Raw genomic sequence first — 18,919 nt, 5'->3', positions numbered from 1 at the left:
GATCTTCATGAGCCTTCTAGGCCCGGCCGTAGCACGGAACTTCGGACGGGTCGCCCCGAGCCGGGGCCGACGACCATCCCACGGACGCTCTGGCGACGAGCACCAGGAGCATGTGCTCGACGGCGGCCGAGCAAGGGCGGGCCCCGTTCGGGGACGTAAGGCCCGGCGTCGGTGTGCTCCTCGTACTCGTCCCGCACGCCGGCCGTCATGCCAGTACAGCTCCAGGCCGGCCGCACGACAGCGGCACAGAGGCGGAGCGCATGCGGCACCGCGGCGTCCCTGGGCCGGCCAGGAGTGGCGTCGCTATTGCCACCCGCTCCCGAACAGCGCCGCCGCTACCCCGAGCGGCTGCGCGCTCCCGACCGGGGCCCCAGCGATGACGCCGACAGCAGCGGCAACAAAGAGCAGGCGACAGGTTCGACGGCTTGAGAGAACGGGTTATTCCGTGTGAGGCCGTAAGGCGCTCTCGGCGACGCGGGCGAGGTATTCGGCGGCCGCGCGAGGTTCGCGGGGGCGTTCACCGAATGTTGCGACGATCCACGGCAGTGGCTGGGCGCCTTCTCTGCGCGGGTCGCTGTAGGGGATGGCCCACCGGAGCAGAACGGCCGGAGGTCGGTACCGGTAGGCGGAGTACAGGCTGAGCGGCTTCTTCCCTTCCTGACCGTTGCAGCCGCTGCACAGCGATGCGGTCCTCATCGTGCCCCGTGCTGCGATCGTTCATGGTGAACAGCGTGTTCAGGTGCTGATCGATTGCGGTGAGCGCGTCCTGAGGCTCGACCACGTCCAACTCGATGAGGGTGGTGAAGCCGGTGAGCGCGAGGAGCGGATCGGTCTCGGCCACCGGGTCGCGGGGCTGATGCGCCCGTCGGCAATCGCCTGGCGAATCAACTGCTCGAATACGACGCGCCCTTGGGAGATGTCGTCGCGCGCCCGTGCGTCGATGTTCTCGTTGTACAGCGCCTCCAGGACGTAGGCGGCGCTGATCCGGCTCGCCGCGCGGGCGTCGGTATACAAAGGGAGCATCTCCGTGAGCATCACGCGAAGGACGAAGCGGCGGACACAGCGGAAGCTCAGGCAGCCCTCGTACTGCTCGTCCAGCTCGTCGGTGCGGGTGGTGATCTGCGGGTTGAGCAGGATGATGGCGGGGGTGTTGCCGCGCGAGTGGACGACGGCGGCGGCGCGTGCGATGCCGATCCGCGGGGCCGCGATGCCCATGCCCTTGGCGAAGGGGGGACCTGTCCGATCCGCTCCATGGCGGCGAACAGCGTGCTGCACGCGGGCGAGCCGGGCGAAGGCAGGGAGAGGACCTGACCGGCGGGCACCTGTGCCCGGACAACTGCTGGGCCCTGGTCTTCCGGGTGATGCCCGTTCAGCGCCGGGGCCGCGGCCAGACGCCCCCGCGGCAGCCGAACAGTGGACCACCCCGGCCCGGCCCCAGCGGCCGGCTGTGGTCTCACGGTGACGCGGTAGCACAGGCCGCACCAGCCGTGCCCGAGCGACGGGGCCTGGCTGCACGCGCAGCGGCAGGGGCGGGAGGAACTGGGCGACAGCCGGCGCGAGCGCCTGGCCGACCTCGGAACCGCCCACTGGGTCGGTCAGCCGGGCGGGAGCTGGAACAGTTCACGGACCCGGCCGATCAGGAGGGGGGTTCCCAGAACGGTGACGAGGCCGCCGGTCCCGACAAGTTCGGTGGCGTGGCGGACGGCGTCGGCAGTTTCCTGCCGTACATGCAGTTCTCGGCGTGACGCCAGGGCGGTGCGCATCGCGATCGGGGCCGCTTCGTTGGGGTGTCCGACCCGGGTCAGTACCACCGGCCAGTCCGCCGGCAGTGGCTCAAGCATGGTTGCCACGTTCTTGTACTGGAGGGTGCCGAAGACGAGGGCGGTGCGCTCAGCGGCGCGGGACTGCCGCAGGATTTCCGGGGCCACGGTGGCTGCACCCTGGTGGTTGGCTGCGATATCGAGCAGCAGGCGGCCGGTCCAGGAATCGAGGTGAGCCGGTGCCAGCAGTTCGAGGCGGCCGGGCCAGCGGGTCGCGGCAAGGCCGCTGCGCAGCGCCTCCTCCGGGATAGCGCGGATCGATCCTCGTTCGGTCAGTGCGTCGATGCCGGCCACGGCAAGTGCCAGATTGTGGTGCTGGTGTTCTCCACGGAGCGGACAGGTCAAGTCCCGGTGGACGCCAAGCGGTGTGGCTACTTCCAGCACGGTACGCCCGTCGCGGTCTGTGCGTGGCCGGCAGTGGACTTCCTGGTGGAGGCGCCAGACGGTCACCCCTGTGTGGTGGCTGAGGGCGTCTTCTACGGCCTGTGCCGCCTCCTCGGGCATCTCGCCGAGCACGACGTGGTCGCCGTCCCGAACGATGCCTGCCTTGTTGCGTGCGATCTCGCCCAGGGTGTTTCCCAGCAGATGCTGGTGGTCCAGTCCCACTCCGGTGATGACCTTTACTCCGGTGTCGAAGTAGTTGACCGCGGTGCGTCGGCCGCCGATGTTCGCTTCCAAGACGGCCAAGTCCACTTCCGAGAGGGCGAAATGGACTGCGGCTGCGGCGGCATGGACCGCTCCTGCATTGACCACGAGCCCCGTACTCCTGAGGGCTTCATCGACCTTTTGGAAAGCACGGTGACATGCGGTGGGAGAGGCGGGCGCCCCGTTGATGCGGATGCGTTCGGTGACGCGCTGGAGGTGCGGGCTGGGCATGCTTCCGGTCCGCAGTCCGGCCGCGGCCAACGCTGAGACGGCGAACGCGCAGGTCGATCCCTTCCCGTTCGTGCCGGTGACGGTCATGCCCCGCAGGTGGCGTCCCGGGTCACCGAGGGCTTGGAGAAGCCGGGGCATCGCACCGGCGCCTGCCCCGTTGAACTGGTACCGACCGATGATCTCTTGACAGGCCAGGTCTTCCTCAGTCGCCAACTGTGCCACCTCGCCAGAAGTTTGGTGTGTAGGAGAAACGCGCGGGGCCGCCCCTCTCCTGCCGCAGGCAGGGAGGATCCGCCGCAAGGACCACCATGAACGATGCCCGTACCCACGGCACGCCCGCAGCCGGCAGCATCGTCAGGCGGTCGGAAGAAGTGAGGCCAGGTCGCGCCAAGCGGCGCGTGGGAAGGCTCGGGGGTACTCGGCGACAACGTGGACGGCGACGTGGTCGGCACCAGCCTGCAGATGGCTGGTGACGTGGGTGGCGATCCGCTCGGTGTCCCCCCAGGCGACGAGCCTGTCGACGAGGCGGTCGCTGCCGCCGTGCTGGAGATCGGCCTCGGTGAAGCCTGAGTCGAGCCAGGTTCGGGTGAGGTTGGGCAGTGTCAGATAGGGCGCGAGCACGGTGCGGGCCGCTGCCCGGGCCGCGATCGGGTCGGTGAGCGGGACCACGGTCTGCACCGGGGCCAGCAGCGGGCCCACACCCAGCAGCGCACGGGCCCGCGCGGTGTAGTAGGTGTCTACGAGATAGGGCTGGGTGCCGGCGGTCCGGGCGGCGGCCAGCTGTGTCATCCGCGGGCGGTGTGCGCCGATGAGCCGTGCGGAGGGCGGCGGTCCGGCGCCGATGGCGTCCAGAGCGTCGAGATAGCGGCGCATGGCGGTCAGCGGCTGCCGGTAGTGTTCGGCGAACGGGGCGTGGCTCACCGCCAGGCCCGTGACCAGTCGGGCGCGGTCGGCGGCGGGCAGTGCCCTGTAGGCTGCGGCGAGCTGGTCCGGGGTGTGTGTCCAGATGGAGAGGCAGGCGGTCGCTACCACCGTCCGTCTGGTCGCCGCCAGTACTTCGGCTGCCGCAGCGAGATCCGCCTGCGGGTTGTCGCCGGGGATGCCGCCCAACCACAGCGTGCCGTAGCCGAGTGCCTCCAGCTCCGCCGCGACCTCCCTCGCCTCGGCGCGGTCCCCGTGGGTCAATCCCACACTCCATACACCGATCCGTCCGAGCAGCATGGCGATCCTCTTCTACACGTCATCCGTGGCCGGCGCGAGTTCGCGTTCGATGTCGTCCAGATCACGTGGTGTGTTGATGGCCCGCCACGGGCCGTCCACCAGATAGCCGATCAGCTGCCGTGCCTGTATCAGCCGAGGAAGGGTGACCTCTTCGTGGTCGCCCTCGTCGGGCAGCAGTTCCACAACGCGCGGGTCGAAGACGTAGACGCCGCCATTGACCCGTAACGGCGGTGGCACGTGTGAGACGAGCGTGGTCACTCGGCCCCGCTCGTCACAGTCGACGCTGCCCCTGGGCAGCCAGGGGCGAGGCAGGGCGACCGTGGCCAGCGCGGCGTGACGCCGGTGGTGAGCGAACATCCCCGTGAGCGAGAACCGCGTCCAGATGTCCCCGTACAGCGCCAGCCACGGCTCGTCAAGCCAGTCCAGGGCGGCGGATGCGAACTTGAGCCCGCCACCCCGGCCCAGGGGCCGTTCCTCGGCCACCACATCCGTCCGCAGCGGCAGTTGGTGGGAGGCGAGGTAGTCGCCGATCACCGGCGCCAGGTGCCCCGTGGAGACGACGACCTGTTCCACGCCCGACTCGGCGAGCCAGTCGAGTTGATGGCGCAGGATCGGAGTGCCGTGCACTTCGACCATCGCTTTTGGCCGGGTCCGCGTCAGTGGCCGTAACCGACTGCCGGAGCCGCCGGCCAGGATGACCGCCTGACGCACTGCGCCGCGGTCGGTATGTTCGCCGCTCGCACCGTCCGTAAGTCGCGACATGGTCACGTAGCGTACGCCGCGCCCGTTCCTCCTGGACCACCATGTCCCCGCGCCCCGATCCGATCTCGAAAACGCCGAAGTGTCCTGCGGGGAAACTCTGCAAAGGGGATCCGCAGTCAGCGGAGACGTCTCATCGGGAGATGGTGATGCTGGCCTCGGCGATCGACGGGCTGGCTGTGAGCGCGTCGATGATCTGCTGCTGGGAGGTTCGCGTGCGGTTGTCCATGGCAGCTCGGGCCGCGACCGGATCGCGGTCGCGCACCGCTTCCCAGACCGCGCGTCGTTGATGCGCGGCTGATGCCGAGAACGGAAGCGATCCCAAGGTGATCCGCAGAACTCGTTCCAGCTCGTCGAAGACCTGGATGACCGACCGGGCCAGCCTGTCGTTGCCGCAGTTGTCGGCGATGATCGCATCGAACTCCAGAGTGGCGCGGAGGAATGCCTCGATGCTCTCTGTATCGCGTAGCTCGTAGGACTGGCCGAGCAGTTCTTCCATACGGTCGAGATCGTCCTGCGGGCAGCCGCGCTCTGCCGCCAGGGCAGCGGTCTCCGTCTCCAGAAGCCGGCGGAAGGCGCACAGATCGCGTGCCCCCTTCAAGGTCACGGGCAGGATCCGGTATCCCGAGCGGGGGAGCACATCGACCAGCCCATCGCGCTGCAGCCGGGTCAGAGCCTCTCTCACCGGCATGGTGCCGGCGTCGGTCAACCGCGTCAGATCCGTCTTGGTGACATGGGCGCCGGGCGCCAGGTCAAGCTCGATGATCCGCCGCTTGATCGCGAGATATGCGCGCTCGGTGGCGCTCAGGTCGGGGTGGTCCGTGCTGAGGATGGCGGGCAGATACTTCACGTGCCCATCCTAGGGATTTGATATCCCAGCTAGAAGCTCTTGGATCTCAGTGGTGGTGGGTGCAGGGCTGGATCCGGCAGGTGGTTCCGCCTGGGGAGATCATGTGCCGCAGGTGGCGGCCGACGCCGTAAAGGTGGCCCGCGAGACGCCGGCCGCGATCGTCTTCGCGGCCGGCTGCCGGCTGCACATGGCGTGGCCATTGCCGCCACTGTCCGGTCTTGCCTGGCCCCTCTGTCGGCATTTTCCTCGCCGACCTCGCGGGGGCGCAATCGAACCCGTCGGCCTGAGAATGGCGAAACAGGGGCCAGGGCAAACGGTCAGTCCGCCGTTGCCGTCAGCTGCTGCACAAAAGTGTCTGCGACCTGTGCAACCCACTCCGGATTCTCAAGCGGCGGGTAATGCCCGATGTGAGGCACCCTCAGCAGCTGCGCCGCCGAGCCCATCTCGGCGACCGTGTCATCGACCAGCTCATCCTGCACGAAGAAATCGTCGGTGCCCTGCACGAGCAGGACCGGGCACCGCACATCGCCGAGTCGGCCGCGCAGATCGTGGGAAGCCCACGCCTGACCGTCGAACTGACCGGCCTGCTGGGAGGTGCTGCGCTGAAGCCACCTCAGCTCGGTTTCCTGCTCGGCTGTCAGCTTCTTGCTTGCCGAGGTCACCGCCGCATACTCCAGGTGATCCGTCCAGCCGGCATCGGGCGCGCTTGTCCGACCTGCCAGCAACGCGGCAGCCTCGGCCGACAGCGGTGTCCACGACGCTGCTTGCATCGCGACGACACCTCGATAGCTCTCTCCGTGGTGAGCGGCAAGATCCAGTGCCGTCAGGCCTCCGACGGAGGCGCCGAGCACAAAGGGCGAGATTCCAGGGAGCACCGTGCGCATGAATGCGTGCACGAACTCGGCGTGGTCGTGAATGGAATTCCCCGGCCGCCACTGCGCCGGGTAGGAACGGCAGTGCCCGGGAAGATCGGGCGCGATCGCGCGATATCCGCGTTCAGCGAGCAACGGCAGGAGGTGCCGGTAGATCCGAGAGTCCGTGGCCCCCGGGTGAATGCACACGATCGGAACGCCTTCGCCGGCCTCGTCGAAGTAGGTGCGTGCACCGTTGACCGCGACATAGCGGCCCGTGATCGGTTCGAAGATCGTCATCACTCAGCTCCTTGCTGGTCACATACGGAGATTTTTCGGGTATGGGACAGCGGCTCACTGTCAGCATTAAGGCATCTGAGATCCCTATATGGCAAGCTGAGATCTCAGATCGCATCGGTGCGGGGCGGCGGTCGGCGGGCGCGGGGGCGAGGTAGAACGCGCCGAGCTCCGGCCGAGCAAGGGCGGCGAGGACCAGAGTTCTACCGCCACGTGGCCGCCCGCGAGATCGAGGCGCTGGGCGAGCTGATCGCCGAGGAGATCGATTGGGACATCTACGGCGCGGAGGTCGTCCCATGGGTGGGTCCGCGCCGCACGCGCGCCGAAGCGGTCGAGTTCTTCGCGACGCTCTCGGACCATCTGGAGTCGGAGGAGTTCACGGTGAACCGGATCGTCGTGGACGGGGCGGATGCGGTGGTGATCGGGCACATGCGCCAGATCGTCAAAGCCACCGGGAAGGTCTTCGACTCGCCGTTCGCCTTCCACCTCAAGGTCGAGGGCGGGAAGATCGCCCGCTACATCACGTTCGAGGACAGCCTCGCCCTGGCCCGCGCCTTCCAGACATCCTGAACGAAACGCCTGACACGAAGCGTCCGGGCCACCGTGGACACCGTCACGGGGGGCGGCGCCCCGTGACGGTGCAGGACCCGCCGGAGACGGACTCGGTGTTCTGTCCGAGGAGGTTGTGGACAGGTGGGACAGGTCTCGGCTGAGGGATCTTGAGAAGCTGAACTCCGCCGTGCACTGCATCAACGCGCGGGCGGAGAAGAAGGTGACCGAGGCGTTCGTCGCCGAGTTCACCGGACAGCCGCGCCACGACCCCCGCCGACCGCCCAGACGCCGAGCGCCGAGCAGCGGACAAGCTGCGGCGTGGGCCGCGGCGAACAGCTGTGGGCGCGGCGCGCGGAGCGCCAGCGGACCGGATGAGCTGGACGCGGAGCCCGACACCGAGCACGGCGACGAGGGCAGCAGGACGGCGAAGGACAACGAGGCGGGAGACGACGACTCTCAGTTCGAAGTCTGGTCGGCCCACCATCAGTTCACCCCAAGAGACCACAGGGTTCGTCGCGGCACGGCCGGGGGAACATAGGTCGAGCAGTGGACACTGAGCGTGAAGGAAATGCAATGGCTACAGGAACCGTGAAGTGGTTCAACGCGGACAAGGGATTTGGATTCATCGCCCAGGACGATGGCGGACCAGACGTCTTCGTGCACTTCTCCGCGATTCAGTCGCACGGGTTCAAGTCCCTCATGGACAACGACAGAGTCGAATACGACCTGGTGCAAGGAGCGAAGGGGCCACAGGCTGAGAACGTCGTCGTCCTCGAACAGTAGTCACCCGTGGCGCCCCGTCCGGCCCGGAGCGTGGACCACAAGCGGGCCATCCGCAACGCGGCCCGATTACCCGTCGTGGTGGTCTTTCGGCATTCCCCGTGCATGCCCCCGACGGTTCGGGATCGTGTGCGTGCCTTCTTCTTCTCATTGGCAGGAGCACGGCATGGCAACCACCGAGTACGTCAACGCGGACTACCCCATCCCGACCTACCGGTTCGTCCTCGACATCGACGGCGACGGTAAGACCGACGGTGCCTTCTCCTCGGTATCCGGGCTGGAAGTCGGCATTGAGACCATCGAGTACAAGGACGGCACCGGCCAAGTCGTCCAGATGCCCGGTCAGCGGCAGGCCCTCGGCATCACCCTGCGCCGCGGCACCATCCCGAAGGACAGCCCCCTGTTCGCCTGGCTGTACTCGGTCAGCGAGAACAAGGTCGACAAGAAGGACTGCACGATCTCCCTCACTGACGAGTCCGGTGCCACCAAGCTCGTCACCTGGAACATCACCAATGCCTTCCCGTTGAAGCTGTCCGGCCAGAACCTCGACGGTTCGAGCGGTGCGGGGAGCGTCGAAGAGGTGGTCCTGGCCGCCGACCGGCTCACCGTCATGTTCCACTGACAGCCCTGTGCTCGGGTGAGCATGACGTAGGGGCGTCGTACCACCGGTATCTCCATGGGATCCGCAACGGCTCTACATCACGCTACGGCTCTCCTGGCCAGTCGGGCAGCACGTCGGCGGTACGCCCGGGAGCGGCACCGCCGGCCCCAACGGTGTCCGCACCATCTGCGCGCCTGCCGGCAGCGTCACACCGGCCAGCGCACCGCTCTCCCTCGCCGGCAAGCCCCCGGTCGGCGCCGGCGCGGGGCGCTGCAGCCGTGGCACAGCCGACTTCGCCACGCCGCTCTCATGCGGCCCGGCCAGGGCGAGGTCAGCCAGTGCCTGCCGCGTGCTGTTCTGCTCCCGCTCCCGCCGCACCACCGCTCGGTCCGGCAGGACCCTGCCGGCCTCCAAATCCCGGCGCACCACCCGGTGCAACGACGCCAAAGAGGGCACCTCGCCCTCGGCCTCCTTCAGGTTCCGGTGCAGCGCCGCCACACACCCTCACCCCCGCCGCGACCTCAACCCCGGCGCCCGACTCCCCCACCCCACACCCTGCCGCCCGCGCAAAACCGACACCGACCACCGTGCTGCCACGCAACCCTCGGAAGGATCAGAAGTGCCGTTGCCAAGACAGCAGCACCGGGCGGGGCGTACCGCCCCATGACAGCCACGCCCGCTACAGATACCGCCCCATGGCAGTGACCTCGCCCTTCCTCAACACCCGACCAGCGAAAACCTCCCGGTCTGGCCTGCCGCCACTGACACGAAGCCACTGACCTCAACCCACAGACACCAACCCGACACATCGCAGCTCGTGCAGCCATGTTGAGGGTCCAGGTGCGCGCGGCGCCGATCGCGCCGGCCTCGGTCACCGCGCGGCTCGGCGTACACCGGCCGGCCTGGCGGTCGACCACGGGCGCGACGTGCGGCGGCCTCGCTCAGTGTGCGGGCATGCCGCCGAGCGGCCGTGCCCTTCGCACTGGACTTCCGCGCATGGTGCCAACGGCAGCGTGCTTGAAGGGTCGCGGGGTCATGGTCGGCACCCGGGACGACGTGCTCCATGTCCGTGGCAGGCGCGGTGCATCGCGCCCCGTGTCGCGCAGGACGGCCATGCGCTGGTAGGCGTCTTGCTTCAGCACGGACAGACGGGTCAGCCGTGGCGGTCCCGGTCTTGCTCAGCCGGGCTGCACGATGGTGGTGATCTTCCCGGTTCCGAGGTCGTAGGCGTAGCCGCCGGTCTTGATGTTGCTGATGGCCGATGCGAGCTCGGGTGCCGAGCGTAGCTTGGCGATGTCCTGCTGAACCGTCTTGGACGGCTCCAGGACGGCCATCTCCAAGGAGGTCTGTTCGTCCCAGCCGCCGCGGGCGGCGTAGCCGGCGCGCAGCTCGTCGTCTGCGAGGAGTCTCGTGCCGCAGTCGGTGTGGTGGATGACGGCGATCTCGAACCAGTCCGCGTCGGGGGTCTTGTTCTCATGCAGGTGCACGATCCAGGCGAGGTCCTTGATGATCGCCGGCGTCACGCGGCCGCCGATGTTGCGTGCGACGATCGCTTCTCCGAGCCGGGCGCCCAGCACGGCCGCGGGCTCCACGCGTGGATCGATGCAGGTGATCAGGTACAGCTGCTTGAAGGGGACGAACGGGATCTGGGGGACGTCGGCCTGGGCACCGGAGGCCGCGAAAGCCCGGTTGCGCTCCAGGTACGGGGTGAAGTTCGACATGGCTGGTCCTTTGGGGAAGCGGTGACAGCCTGGGACTGTGAGACCGGCACCGCATACACGGCGCCCATGTCCGCGATGCTCAAGCCGGCCTGATCGGCCATGAGCCACAGGCGGGCGGCAGCAAGCCGTCCTAGGCACCACCATCGGCCACGAGGGGATCACAGGCCAGGCGGGCTCGCCCGGCAAGGGCGGGACGTGAGCGCAGGAATCCTCCGGCTCGGGCGAGGAAACCTCAACGTCCTCGCTCAGGTGCCAGCCATCCGAGCGCATGCTTCATCGTTCCTCATGTTGGGGGATGGCTCGGGTCCGCGGTCGGTGCCGGATCGGAGGCTGGGGCGACGGTCGGTGGCGAGGTCGGCGCGGGGTGGGCGACCACAGGGCCACCGGCAGGACCGCCCCAGGCGACCGCGTGAGCCACCACCGCCCCTGCTGGCGGCAGGTCGAGGTGCGGCAGGCCGCCCACGGGCGCCTGGAGAGCCGCCAGAGGCTGCCGCACGATGAACGCGGGCTGCGGGGGCGGCTGGTTGGTCGGAGGCGGCCTCGGCCACGGCCCCCAACAGCACGCCGCCACCGCCGCGCACACGTCCCGGGAGCTCCAGCTCGTCGCGTTCGGTCGCGCGGCGGGCGGGGACCTGGTGGCTCCACCCGTGCCGCCGCAGCATCTGGGCGATGCCGGAGAGTGTGATGCTCTTGTGGAACCGTCGGCCGATGAGGGTCTTGATCCGCTGCAGGGTCCAGGTCTGGTCCGGCCAGCCATGGGCGACAGGTCCCTTGGCCAACTCCTGTTCCAGCACAGTGAACAGGGTCTGGCTCAGCTTCGCCCGACCCGGCGATCCTCGGGACCGCAAGGCCGATGGTCCGAGGCTTCCATGCGGATGCGCTCGCGAAATGCACGCCGTTCGTCGGTCAGACCACCGCCCTGCGGATACCCCATAGCTGAGGCATACCGCGATGATCACGACCTGTCAGCAGCCACGACAACACAACTACATGCTCAGTAGAGCCTCTTGGAGGCGCTTGTGGGGCTTTGTGGAGGCGCCGGTGAGGGTAGTGGTGCGTGCACTGTGCTGCGGGAGATGCTCAGGCGCTCGGCTAGGGCCTTCGTGGAGCCCTTGGGGCGCGTGTGAAGGAATTTCATCTGGGCTCTCGCGGATTTCGGCGCGGGACGGGTGAACACGGCGCGTTCGGCCCGCGCGAGCGCGGCGCGGATCTTGCCGGGGTGCGGGGCCGGCGTCTGGGTGGTGTCGTCCATGCCGCCCATGAGTGTGTTCGCCTGTGGACAGTGGGCGGCCGATCTCCAAGGGAACGTAGGACACGCGTCCTTGCACCGGGAGCGTGCGCCGGCGATGCGCGCGGTAGGCAGGTCACTCGTGGTGCCATGGTCGGGCCAACGGGGGTTCCGAGGCGCTGGTGGGCCCGGAGCGTTGCCCCTGGTGAGCGCCGCGCACCTGCAGGGTGCCGGACACGCTCCCTCACCGCGATGGATAGTCGACTTCCCAGTGCCGGTAGGTCGCACGACGCTGGCCCTCGTCGGTGTCCCCGTCCATGTTCGGCGGCGGGCAGTAACCCGAGATCAGCACCCTTTTGTGGTCTGGGGAGAAGGACGTGGTGAACGCCGCAGGCAGCCTAGGCTTCGTTGTGTTTGGGCAGAAGGCGGGGAAGGGCAGGGGGACGACGGCCAGGATTCGGTGGGCGGTGGGCTCCCAGAAGAAGAGCCGCGTGCCCTGTAGGACCGCCGCTATACGGCCGTCGTCAGCGACCGGCTGGATCGGGCTGTGCCAGGTGCTGATGGTCTTGTCGGCGATGATGCCGCTGAGCACCGGGTGCGGCTGCCCGGGAGCGGCGGCGGCACTGGGCAGCGGGCTGGTGCGACGGTAGTCCAGCAGCAGCGCGTGGGTGAACGAGCCGTAGAGGATGCGGTCGTGGCCGACCAGGGAGATGCCCGTGCCTGGGAATTGCACCTGCCGTTCCATGCGTAGCGTGGCGGCGTTCCAGATGATCGCACAGGAGTCGAGCGCGGTGATCAGCTCGCTGCCGACGAAGGCCAGGTCGCGGGCGCCGGCCTCGCACGCGGGGGTGTCGTCCAGCCAGTGCGGTGAGCCGTTGCCGTGCACGTCGTAGACGCCGACCGAGTCCGTCTGGAGGGCGACCAGGCGGCCGGTGCGGTCGATGGCGAGCTGGTTCGGCCTGACCAGGCCGGCGCCCAGGGCGATGGAGGTCCGGACAGGGCGCTGGACGACGGGAGCGGAGGGGTGGGCCGTGTCCATGACGGCGAGCTCGTTCACGCTGGCGGCCGCGAGCCACCGGCCGCCGGGGGCGAAGGCGAGCTTCACCACGCGGCCCTTGAGGCCCGTGAGCCGCCGTGGTTCGGAGTGCCCGGACGAGAGGTAGACGTCGCCGTTCAACGTCCCGTACGCCACGCTGCCGATGCCGGCCGCGGCCGTGGTGACCGGTTCCCCTGCCATCGTCCCGGGCAGCGCGTGCAGATGGGGCGCGGTCACCTGCTGGGTGGGGCTGGCAGAGCCGGAGCCGTCCTGGCCGGGCCGGAGCACGATGAGGGACAGGAGTACTCCCGCTGCCACTGCCGTGGCCAGGACAGCGGCGAGCGCTCGTCCGCCCGTCGGACGCCGAGGGGTCCGCGCCTTCATGACGTCCCGCTCGGCTGTCCTGTCGCGGCACCGCTCCCGTCGGGCCTGAACCAATGCCCGCTGTGGGGGTTCAGCTCCCAGACGGTCGCATCGGTGGGGCGGGTCATCGTGGTGAACAGCTTTTCGTCGTCCTGCATGACGACGGTGCGCTTGTGGCCGTCCTCCACCAGGTCGACCGCGAGTTTCCACTGCGCCGCACCGTGCGTGATCTGGGCCGTGACCAGGAAGGTCTCCAGGTCTCCTGCGGGCACGGTGAAGTCGGGTGGCACGCTCTTGCCCGCCTTGTCGTAGAAGCCGCGGGGCTGTGGCTTGTCGAGATCGATGTTCACTGAGTGCACCTTCGCCTCGCCCTGGGTAGTGCACTCGGTCACGACGACGTGGGAGACGGGTCGGCGGGAGACCACCTCGGCCCGTATGCCGGTGATCAGCACGGTGTTCGAACCGCTGTTGGTCACCGTCAGCTGCATGGTCGTCCGGCCCTCGTCCACGCCGTCCCGGGCTCGCGCCCAGTTCCAGAAGCCCGCGCACCCTTCCCGCGGTTCAGTGCCGTCGAACCGCGCGGCAGGCACGAGCTGGATGAGATCCCCTTCGGCATCGAGACGCATGGGGTCGGTTTCCGCGGACAGGAAGACCTTCGACGAGGCGGGCCACAGGTGCACCGCTCCGGTGAACACGGCTGTGGCGGCGGCCGCCGCCAGGGTGGTGACGATGGTGGAGGCCGCCAGCCCGGGGATGGTGCGCAGCCACCCCGCCCTGCCTGCGCCAACCGCCGCGGGTGCTGCCTCGTCGTCATCCGGTGCGGGGGCCGAGGCATCACCGGCCACCGGGGGAGCGTCGCCTGTGCCGCCGGTCCTATTCGACGCGGGCAACTCACCGCCGTCCCCCAGGACCGGCTCGGTGTCCGGACGGCCGACGGCGCCCGCGCCTGAAGTGCCGCCTTCTCCCTCACCAGCCGGTAATCGTGCCGCCACCCGTTACCCCCGAGCCGCCGTCCGATCTGAACTCAGATGATGCCCCGCTTCCCGCACTTCACTCCTCGGATCGGCCGGCCCGCCGCGGGCTGGGCATGGTCGGCTTGTTCCTCATCCCGGTCGCCTGCTCCCGCCAGCCAACGGACGTCATCCGGTTCCCGGCGTGCGGCAGTCACCCCAGGCGACACGGGCCCGCAGCAAAACGCCGTCCCACCCAGTCCAGTCGCCTGATTGCCCCGGGCGCTGCCTGCCGGGCATGCTGCGCGTCCGGAGAGAAGGGATGACCGTGTCCGAACACGACGACGCACAGGCGGCGGAAGCTCGCTCAGGAAGGCCGTGGAGCTCCTGCGCGACGACGACGCAGCCGACGGAACCGAGGTGAGGTGACCCAACAGGCCGTTGCAGAGGCCATCAGCGCGCTGCCCGAGTCACCTCGGCCGGGATGGACACCCGAGCAGGAGACGCAGATCCGGGCCATGGAGGGCCTGATCCGCAAGGTCCGGTATCTGACCCGGACGAATTTGGGCTGGTGGCGCAAGCAGCGGGAGTGGCGGGCGCGGCAGCGCCTGGTCGACCTGGCGATGGCGGGCGAGCCGGAGATGTTCAACGAGGCGGAACTGCGGCACTGGAAGAGCCACATGACGGTGGAGGTACTGCTGGAGTTCGCGGCCAGCGCGATGAAGCGAGCCGACACCGAATGGCGCTCAGCCGCCTGGCGACGGTGCACGCCGCGACGTACGAGGACCTGACGAGGGCCAAGGAGCAGCTCGCCGGACAGCGCGAGACCCTCGGCTGACTCTGCCGGGGCAGCGGCGACTGCAAGGCGTGCGACGGCCGCGGCTGAGCTGACCACCCTGGGATGACCTGCGCTCCCTGAGTGAAGGGCTCCCCGCCGACTCGACCGGCGGGGAGCCCCCGGGCTCATCCCTTCTCCTCGTCGGCGTCCGCGCTGGCCCTATCGAACAGGGCACGAAGGCGGGCCCGCCAGACGCGTGTCGTGAGTCCACCAGGGCCGGTGTGTCCGCTCCAGTGCCGTGACCAGCGAATACGCGGTCCTACTCGTGGGGGCGGCCGGGATTCCCGGCACCGGGGAGCCCTCCGGTCCGGCTCCGCCCAAGGCGCCGGACTCGGCCTGTCCATCGTCTCCTCCATCGCGCAGGCACACAGCGGTTCAGTAACCGCCCACCCGAATCCCGACGGCGGCCTGAAGATCCGCATCTCGCTTCCCCACCTCACTGACGCACCCCTCGCAGCCTGCATCCAGACCACCTCAGGAGCATCGTGAAACCATCAGGAGAACCCTCGATCAAGGGGGACACTGATGAACGCGGTGACGGATCAGGGCGACGATCGAGCCCTGACGGGTCATCACGTCGGGAGCCAAGGCCGAACCGGCGGAACTGGCAGGGTTGGCAAACCGCAGGCACCGTTCGGCGGCACGAAGTCCTCCGGCTACGGCAGTTTCGGCGGCCGCTGGGGCATCAAGGCGTTCTCCCACACCCGCTGGATGACCGTTGCCACCCGGCACGCCGACTACCCGTTCTGAGTCCCGGCGGGGTCGTGCCGTTCGGCGCGACCCTGGCAGGTCGGTCCGAACGGCACGGCCGGTCAGGGCTCGTCGGCCCTGTTGGGGGTGTTACGGCTTGTGGATGAGCTTGCCGACGGCGTTGGCCTCCATTACCTGGTTGCTGGCCAGGTACTTCCAGGACAGGTTGACGAATCCGTGGTCGCCCCAGTTGGGGCCCCAGGAGTTCTCGACCCGCACGCCCTTGCTGTTGTAGCCGACGATGGTGACCCCGTGGCCGCCCGCGTACTGCTCACCGGAGGCCGGGTAGTACGTGTAGGAGGCGGCCTTCTGGGAGTTGAGGTTGAAGAAGCTGTTGTAGACGCGGATCGAGATGGCGACCGGCTCGCCCTTGGCCAGCGCGGCTTTCACGTCGGTCTTGATCTGAGCGCCGGTGTGCAGTGGGGTGTAGCCGGACAGCTTCCAGTGCGCGGCGTTGGCTTTCTCGCTCGCGGTCGGCTGGGTGGTGTAGTCGAAGTCCCCCTGCCAGTAGTGGGGCCTGGAGTCGATGCCCTGCGACATGGCTATCTTGAAGTGCTGCTGCGGCGCGCTGCCCCCGTCGTGCCCCTTGGAGATCTGGGCGTAGGTGTACATGGGCGCCCCGGGGTAGGCGGAGATCTTCTGCTCCCTCTCCAGGATGGTGTAGGCCGTGTAGTCGATGGCCCACGCGGCACAGGAGCCGACCTGGCCCTGATTGCCGGGCGTGGGGGCGTACTTGGTCAGGTCGACGCTGGCGGGAGGGGTTGCGCCGACCTTCTCCTGCGATGTGCCTGCGCCCACCACATGGGGGGCGGCGGACACCAGCCGGGACTCAACCGAATGGCGCAGCACGGAATCGCGCCACGTCGACCGGGAGGGCAGGGCACCGAGACCATGCGGCAGCTTGCCGTGACCTGCCTGCGGTGCCTGGACGGGGGCTGGGTCGCGATGAGGTACGTCGGTGCTCGCCGAGGAGACCCCGACGGTGACGGCCCCTATCGCTCCCGCCGTGGCAAGCGCGATGGCAGTGCGCGACTTGCCGCTGATGGTCTTCCACTTGTGGGAAGCACGACTCATGGATGTCCTCCTGGGACTGCCAGGGCCCTGACAAAGGCCGCTGCGAAGCAGCACTTCCTGAGCCCTGGGCGAGATGGCCGGGACGGATGTCCCGGCGTGCGTGGGTGCCTTGGAGCTCGGCGTACGCGATCCGGCCGTTCGACGAGGCGAACGGTTCGCGCATGGAGCCGGGAAATGAGAGAGAAGTCCGGGGCGCCGCTCAAAGAATTGAGGGCTGCCACATCTCTCGTGAACTGGACGCTTTCGAAGGCATGTCCAATGGGCAGCAGAAATTAGCCGAGCAACGCGTCTCGAAGCAAGTCCCAAGTGACAGCAATCACAAACCCGTCGTCGAGGGAGAGGACATAAGGGACCCCGTCCGGCGCGCGACGCCACGGCCTTACGGAAACCACGCCGTCGCCGTTCCGCACCTCCGGATATCTCCTGGGCGGGTCCGCAACGGCACAGGTCACAGCAGGTTTCGCCGCAGGCTCCGGTGCGCGACGGAGCGCGGTAGGCCGCGCCGGCACCCCACACAAGGGGATGCGAGGGCACGGGATTGCTGCGTCCACGAACTCGCCGCGCTGTGAACTCCATTACCTGGCGCCGCTATCTCCGATGACACGGGCAATATCCGACGGACAACCCAAATGTGCTTACATCGTCGTCGATGTGCACCTGATGTTCCGGAATGAAGGGAGTCGTCGATGGGCCCAGAGAACCCCGGAAAAAAATCCTGGGTTTCTGTTATCTGACCTGGCCCGCCAGGGTCTCCCAGGTATCGAAGGCATGCAGACGCGAGTGCGACAGAGAGCGAGGACGGACATGACACCGGAACGTGAAGCCGCGGTCGTCGCGGCCGCACAGGCAGGTGACCAGCAAGCGCAGGACGAGCTTGTGGCCGCATATCTGCCGCTGGTCTACAACATCGTCGGACGTGCGCTCCACGGTCATGCGGACGCCGATGACGTCGTGCAGGAGACCATGCTGCGCGTCCTGGACGGCATGGCCGGCCTGCGTAAACCGCATCGGTTCCGCTCGTGGCTGGTGTCGGTGACGATGAACGAGATACGCCGGCACTGGCGCAGTAAACAGGCATCGGCCACCGGTACCGGTGTGGACGAGGTGACCGAACTGGCCGATCCTGGTGCGGATTTCGTCGATCTGACCATCATCCAGCTGGGTCTTTCCGGTCAGCGCCAAGAGGTCGCCGAGGCGACCCGGTGGCTGGACGAGGACGATCGGGCCTTGCTGTCGTTGTGGTGGCTGGAGGCCGCGGGTGAGTTGACCCGCTCCGAGGTGGCCGCCGCCCTGAAGCTGCCCGCGCGATTCGTCGCGGTGCGGGTGCAGCGGATGAAGGCGCAGCTGGAAACCGCCCGGGTGGTGGTGCGCGCGCTGTCGGCAACGTCCCGTTGTCCGCGGCTGGAGCCCGTCGTGGCTCGGTGGGACGGGGTCCCCTCCGCACTGTGGCGCAAGCGCATATCCCGACACGTCCGCGACTGCAGGGCCTGCTCGGGGCGGCGCAACGGACTGATACCGGCGCAGCGCCTCTTCGTCGGCATCGCCCTGGTACCGCCGAGTGCCGCTGTCGCCTGGTCCGCGACTCAGGCCGGCCACAGTGCGGCGGCGTTCGAGCCAGCGGCCCAGCCGACCGGTGCACGTGGCGGACACGCCAGCACCACGCCCCAGACGGCGGGACGGCATGCGGCCCATCCCTGGGTCGCCGAACTGGGAACCCTCCCACTCATCGAGGGAACCGTGATCCATCTGCGGGTCGAGCACCTGCCCAGCGGCGCCATCCCGAAACCGGTGTGGCTGTGGTGGTCGGGCACCGACGCCACCCCCACTCAGGTCGACCTGCTCTGGCAGGTCTTCCTGCGACGCTTCGACATCGAGCACACCTTTCGGCTGTTCAAGCAGACCCTCGGCTGGACCCGCCCCAAGATCCGCACCCCCGAAACCGCCGACCGATGGACCTGGCTCATCCTGGCCGCATACACCCAACTACGCCTGGCCCGGCCGCTGGCGGCCGACCTGCGGCGACCGTGGGAGAAACCAAATCCGTCCGACCGTCTCACCCCTGCCCGAGTCCGCCGCGACTTCAGGCACCTCCGCCCGAAGACCCTCTGCCCAGCCGAAGCACCGAAAGCCTCCCGACCCGGCCCAGGCAGACCACCCGGCCGCAAGAACACCCACCCCACACCCCGCCACGACGTCCACACAGTCCGCAAAACAGACACAACCAAACGACGAACGAAGAAATCAACAACCCCACGACCCCGCCGCAAAGGTTAAAGATCAAGCTAGTGGCGCGTCGCTGCTTAGTTGTGGCATGACTGGTTGGGAGACTGACATCTGAAAAGTTCCAACCCT

Annotated in this window: 21 protein-coding genes; 8 read left to right on the top strand and 13 right to left on the bottom strand. The window is 68.4% G+C overall.

Annotated features, from left to right (window positions below; genetic code table 11):
* Positions 1–735 precede the first annotated feature (735 nt).
* From CG747_RS46000 to CG747_RS45975, 6 genes are all read right to left on the bottom strand, one after another.
* Positions 736–1,215 carry a peptide deformylase gene (locus CG747_RS46000; protein WP_180986030.1) on the bottom strand — a complete coding sequence of 160 codons (480 nt, stop codon included), beginning with the start codon at positions 1,213–1,215 and terminating at the stop codon, positions 736–738.
* A gap of 380 nt (positions 1,216–1,595) precedes the next feature.
* Positions 1,596–2,834, bottom strand: a complete 1,239-nt coding sequence (locus tag CG747_RS45995; protein ID WP_100607830.1) for a folylpolyglutamate synthase/dihydrofolate synthase family protein — start codon at positions 2,832–2,834, stop codon at positions 1,596–1,598.
* 216 nt (positions 2,835–3,050) lie between these two features.
* Entirely contained in the window at positions 3,051–3,917 is an 867-nt protein-coding gene (locus tag CG747_RS45990; protein WP_100607829.1) for a TIGR03620 family F420-dependent LLM class oxidoreductase, read from the bottom strand.
* Positions 3,918–3,929: 12 nt separating this feature from the next.
* Positions 3,930–4,679, bottom strand: coding sequence for a nucleotidyltransferase family protein (locus tag CG747_RS45985; RefSeq protein WP_100607828.1), 750 nt, complete (start codon positions 4,677–4,679; stop codon positions 3,930–3,932).
* 130 nt (positions 4,680–4,809) lie between these two features.
* Positions 4,810–5,526 carry a GntR family transcriptional regulator gene (locus tag CG747_RS45980; protein ID WP_100607827.1) on the bottom strand — a complete coding sequence of 239 codons (717 nt, stop codon included), beginning with the start codon at positions 5,524–5,526 and terminating at the stop codon, positions 4,810–4,812.
* Positions 5,527–5,843: 317 nt separating this feature from the next.
* Positions 5,844–6,677, bottom strand: coding sequence for an alpha/beta fold hydrolase (locus tag CG747_RS45975; protein WP_100607826.1), 834 nt, complete (start codon positions 6,675–6,677; stop codon positions 5,844–5,846).
* On the opposite strand from CG747_RS45975, the gene CG747_RS45970 reads away from it, so the two are divergent.
* The 4 genes from CG747_RS45970 to CG747_RS45955 all read left to right on the top strand — a co-directional run bounded on the left by CG747_RS45970 (position 6,576) and on the right by CG747_RS45955 (position 8,628).
* Positions 6,576–7,244, top strand: coding sequence for a nuclear transport factor 2 family protein (locus tag CG747_RS45970; RefSeq protein ID WP_257981219.1), 669 nt, complete (start codon positions 6,576–6,578; stop codon positions 7,242–7,244). The genes CG747_RS45975 and CG747_RS45970 overlap by 102 nt on opposite strands.
* Before the next feature lie 115 nt (positions 7,245–7,359).
* Positions 7,360–7,764 (top strand): hypothetical protein, encoded by a 405-nt coding sequence (locus tag CG747_RS45965; RefSeq protein WP_100607824.1) that lies wholly within the window; start codon positions 7,360–7,362, stop codon positions 7,762–7,764.
* A gap of 35 nt (positions 7,765–7,799) precedes the next feature.
* A complete protein-coding gene (locus CG747_RS45960; RefSeq protein ID WP_039628554.1) occupies positions 7,800–8,009 on the top strand; it encodes a cold-shock protein in 210 nt (69 codons plus the stop codon).
* A gap of 163 nt (positions 8,010–8,172) precedes the next feature.
* Positions 8,173–8,628 carry a phage tail protein gene (locus tag CG747_RS45955; RefSeq protein ID WP_100607823.1) on the top strand — a complete coding sequence of 152 codons (456 nt, stop codon included), beginning with the start codon at positions 8,173–8,175 and terminating at the stop codon, positions 8,626–8,628.
* Between the two features lie 72 nt (positions 8,629–8,700).
* Here CG747_RS45955 and CG747_RS45950 read toward each other — a convergent pair whose 3' ends face one another.
* The 6 genes from CG747_RS45950 to CG747_RS45925 all read right to left on the bottom strand — a co-directional run bounded on the left by CG747_RS45950 (position 8,701) and on the right by CG747_RS45925 (position 13,800).
* Positions 8,701–9,105, bottom strand: a complete 405-nt coding sequence (locus CG747_RS45950) for a hypothetical protein (RefSeq protein WP_180986029.1) — start codon at positions 9,103–9,105, stop codon at positions 8,701–8,703.
* A gap of 680 nt (positions 9,106–9,785) precedes the next feature.
* A complete protein-coding gene (locus CG747_RS45945) occupies positions 9,786–10,328 on the bottom strand; it encodes a carbonic anhydrase (protein WP_100607822.1) in 543 nt (180 codons plus the stop codon).
* Positions 10,329–10,573: 245 nt separating this feature from the next.
* Positions 10,574–11,122, bottom strand: a complete 549-nt coding sequence (locus tag CG747_RS51260) for a winged helix-turn-helix domain-containing protein (protein WP_374701905.1) — start codon at positions 11,120–11,122, stop codon at positions 10,574–10,576.
* A 200-nt stretch (positions 11,123–11,322) separates the two neighbouring features.
* On the bottom strand, positions 11,323–11,580 hold the full coding sequence (locus tag CG747_RS45935; protein WP_308303865.1) for a hypothetical protein: 258 nt from the start codon (positions 11,578–11,580) through the stop codon (positions 11,323–11,325).
* A gap of 220 nt (positions 11,581–11,800) precedes the next feature.
* Positions 11,801–12,910 (bottom strand): hypothetical protein, encoded by a 1,110-nt coding sequence (locus CG747_RS45930; RefSeq protein WP_100607821.1) that lies wholly within the window; start codon positions 12,908–12,910, stop codon positions 11,801–11,803.
* A gap of 62 nt (positions 12,911–12,972) precedes the next feature.
* Positions 12,973–13,800 (bottom strand): hypothetical protein, encoded by an 828-nt coding sequence (locus CG747_RS45925; protein ID WP_100607820.1) that lies wholly within the window; start codon positions 13,798–13,800, stop codon positions 12,973–12,975.
* Between the two features lie 530 nt (positions 13,801–14,330).
* Between CG747_RS45925 and CG747_RS45920 the strand changes: the two genes are divergently transcribed.
* The 3 genes from CG747_RS45920 to CG747_RS45910 all read left to right on the top strand — a co-directional run bounded on the left by CG747_RS45920 (position 14,331) and on the right by CG747_RS45910 (position 15,493).
* Positions 14,331–14,696, top strand: a complete 366-nt coding sequence (locus CG747_RS45920; RefSeq protein ID WP_146022298.1) for a hypothetical protein — start codon at positions 14,331–14,333, stop codon at positions 14,694–14,696.
* Between the two features lie 128 nt (positions 14,697–14,824).
* On the top strand, positions 14,825–15,232 hold the full coding sequence (locus CG747_RS51255) for an ATP-binding protein (protein WP_374701904.1): 408 nt from the start codon (positions 14,825–14,827) through the stop codon (positions 15,230–15,232).
* A 36-nt stretch (positions 15,233–15,268) separates the two neighbouring features.
* Positions 15,269–15,493 carry a hypothetical protein gene (locus CG747_RS45910; RefSeq protein ID WP_100607818.1) on the top strand — a complete coding sequence of 75 codons (225 nt, stop codon included), beginning with the start codon at positions 15,269–15,271 and terminating at the stop codon, positions 15,491–15,493.
* Positions 15,494–15,583: 90 nt separating this feature from the next.
* Here the strand turns inward: CG747_RS45910 and CG747_RS45905 are convergent, their stop codons facing one another.
* Positions 15,584–16,567 carry a C1 family peptidase gene (locus tag CG747_RS45905; RefSeq protein ID WP_100607817.1) on the bottom strand — a complete coding sequence of 328 codons (984 nt, stop codon included), beginning with the start codon at positions 16,565–16,567 and terminating at the stop codon, positions 15,584–15,586.
* Between the two features lie 660 nt (positions 16,568–17,227).
* Here CG747_RS45905 and CG747_RS50575 point away from each other — a divergent pair.
* A complete protein-coding gene (locus tag CG747_RS50575) occupies positions 17,228–18,841 on the top strand; it encodes a sigma-70 family RNA polymerase sigma factor (RefSeq protein WP_374701906.1) in 1,614 nt (537 codons plus the stop codon).
* Positions 18,842–18,919 lie beyond the last annotated feature (78 nt).

This window comes from Streptomyces sp. CB02959 (genome assembly GCF_002803155.1).
Classification (GTDB): Bacteria; Actinomycetota; Actinomycetes; order Streptomycetales; family Streptomycetaceae; genus Streptomyces.
This window is presented reverse-complemented; position numbering and strand designations above follow the sequence as displayed.

Coding starts and splice junctions, on each gene's coding strand:
- CG747_RS46000 (WP_180986030.1), bottom strand. CDS start 1,215: ATGGGCATCGCGGCCCCGCGGATCGGCATCGCACGCGCCGCCGCCGTC.
- CG747_RS45995 (WP_100607830.1), bottom strand. CDS start 2,834: ATGCCCCGGCTTCTCCAAGCCCTCGGTGACCCGGGACGCCACCTGCGG.
- CG747_RS45990 (WP_100607829.1), bottom strand. CDS start 3,917: ATGCTGCTCGGACGGATCGGTGTATGGAGTGTGGGATTGACCCACGGG.
- CG747_RS45985 (WP_100607828.1), bottom strand. CDS start 4,679: ATGTCGCGACTTACGGACGGTGCGAGCGGCGAACATACCGACCGCGGC.
- CG747_RS45975 (WP_100607826.1), bottom strand. CDS start 6,677: ATGACGATCTTCGAACCGATCACGGGCCGCTATGTCGCGGTCAACGGT.
- CG747_RS45960 (WP_039628554.1), top strand. CDS start 7,800: ATGGCTACAGGAACCGTGAAGTGGTTCAACGCGGACAAGGGATTTGGA.
- CG747_RS45955 (WP_100607823.1), top strand. CDS start 8,173: ATGGCAACCACCGAGTACGTCAACGCGGACTACCCCATCCCGACCTAC.
- CG747_RS45945 (WP_100607822.1), bottom strand. CDS start 10,328: ATGTCGAACTTCACCCCGTACCTGGAGCGCAACCGGGCTTTCGCGGCC.
- CG747_RS45935 (WP_308303865.1), bottom strand. CDS start 11,580: ATGGACGACACCACCCAGACGCCGGCCCCGCACCCCGGCAAGATCCGC.
- CG747_RS45910 (WP_100607818.1), top strand. CDS start 15,269: ATGAACGCGGTGACGGATCAGGGCGACGATCGAGCCCTGACGGGTCAT.
- CG747_RS45905 (WP_100607817.1), bottom strand. CDS start 16,567: ATGAGTCGTGCTTCCCACAAGTGGAAGACCATCAGCGGCAAGTCGCGC.
- CG747_RS50575 (WP_374701906.1), top strand. CDS start 17,228: ATGTTCCGGAATGAAGGGAGTCGTCGATGGGCCCAGAGAACCCCGGAA.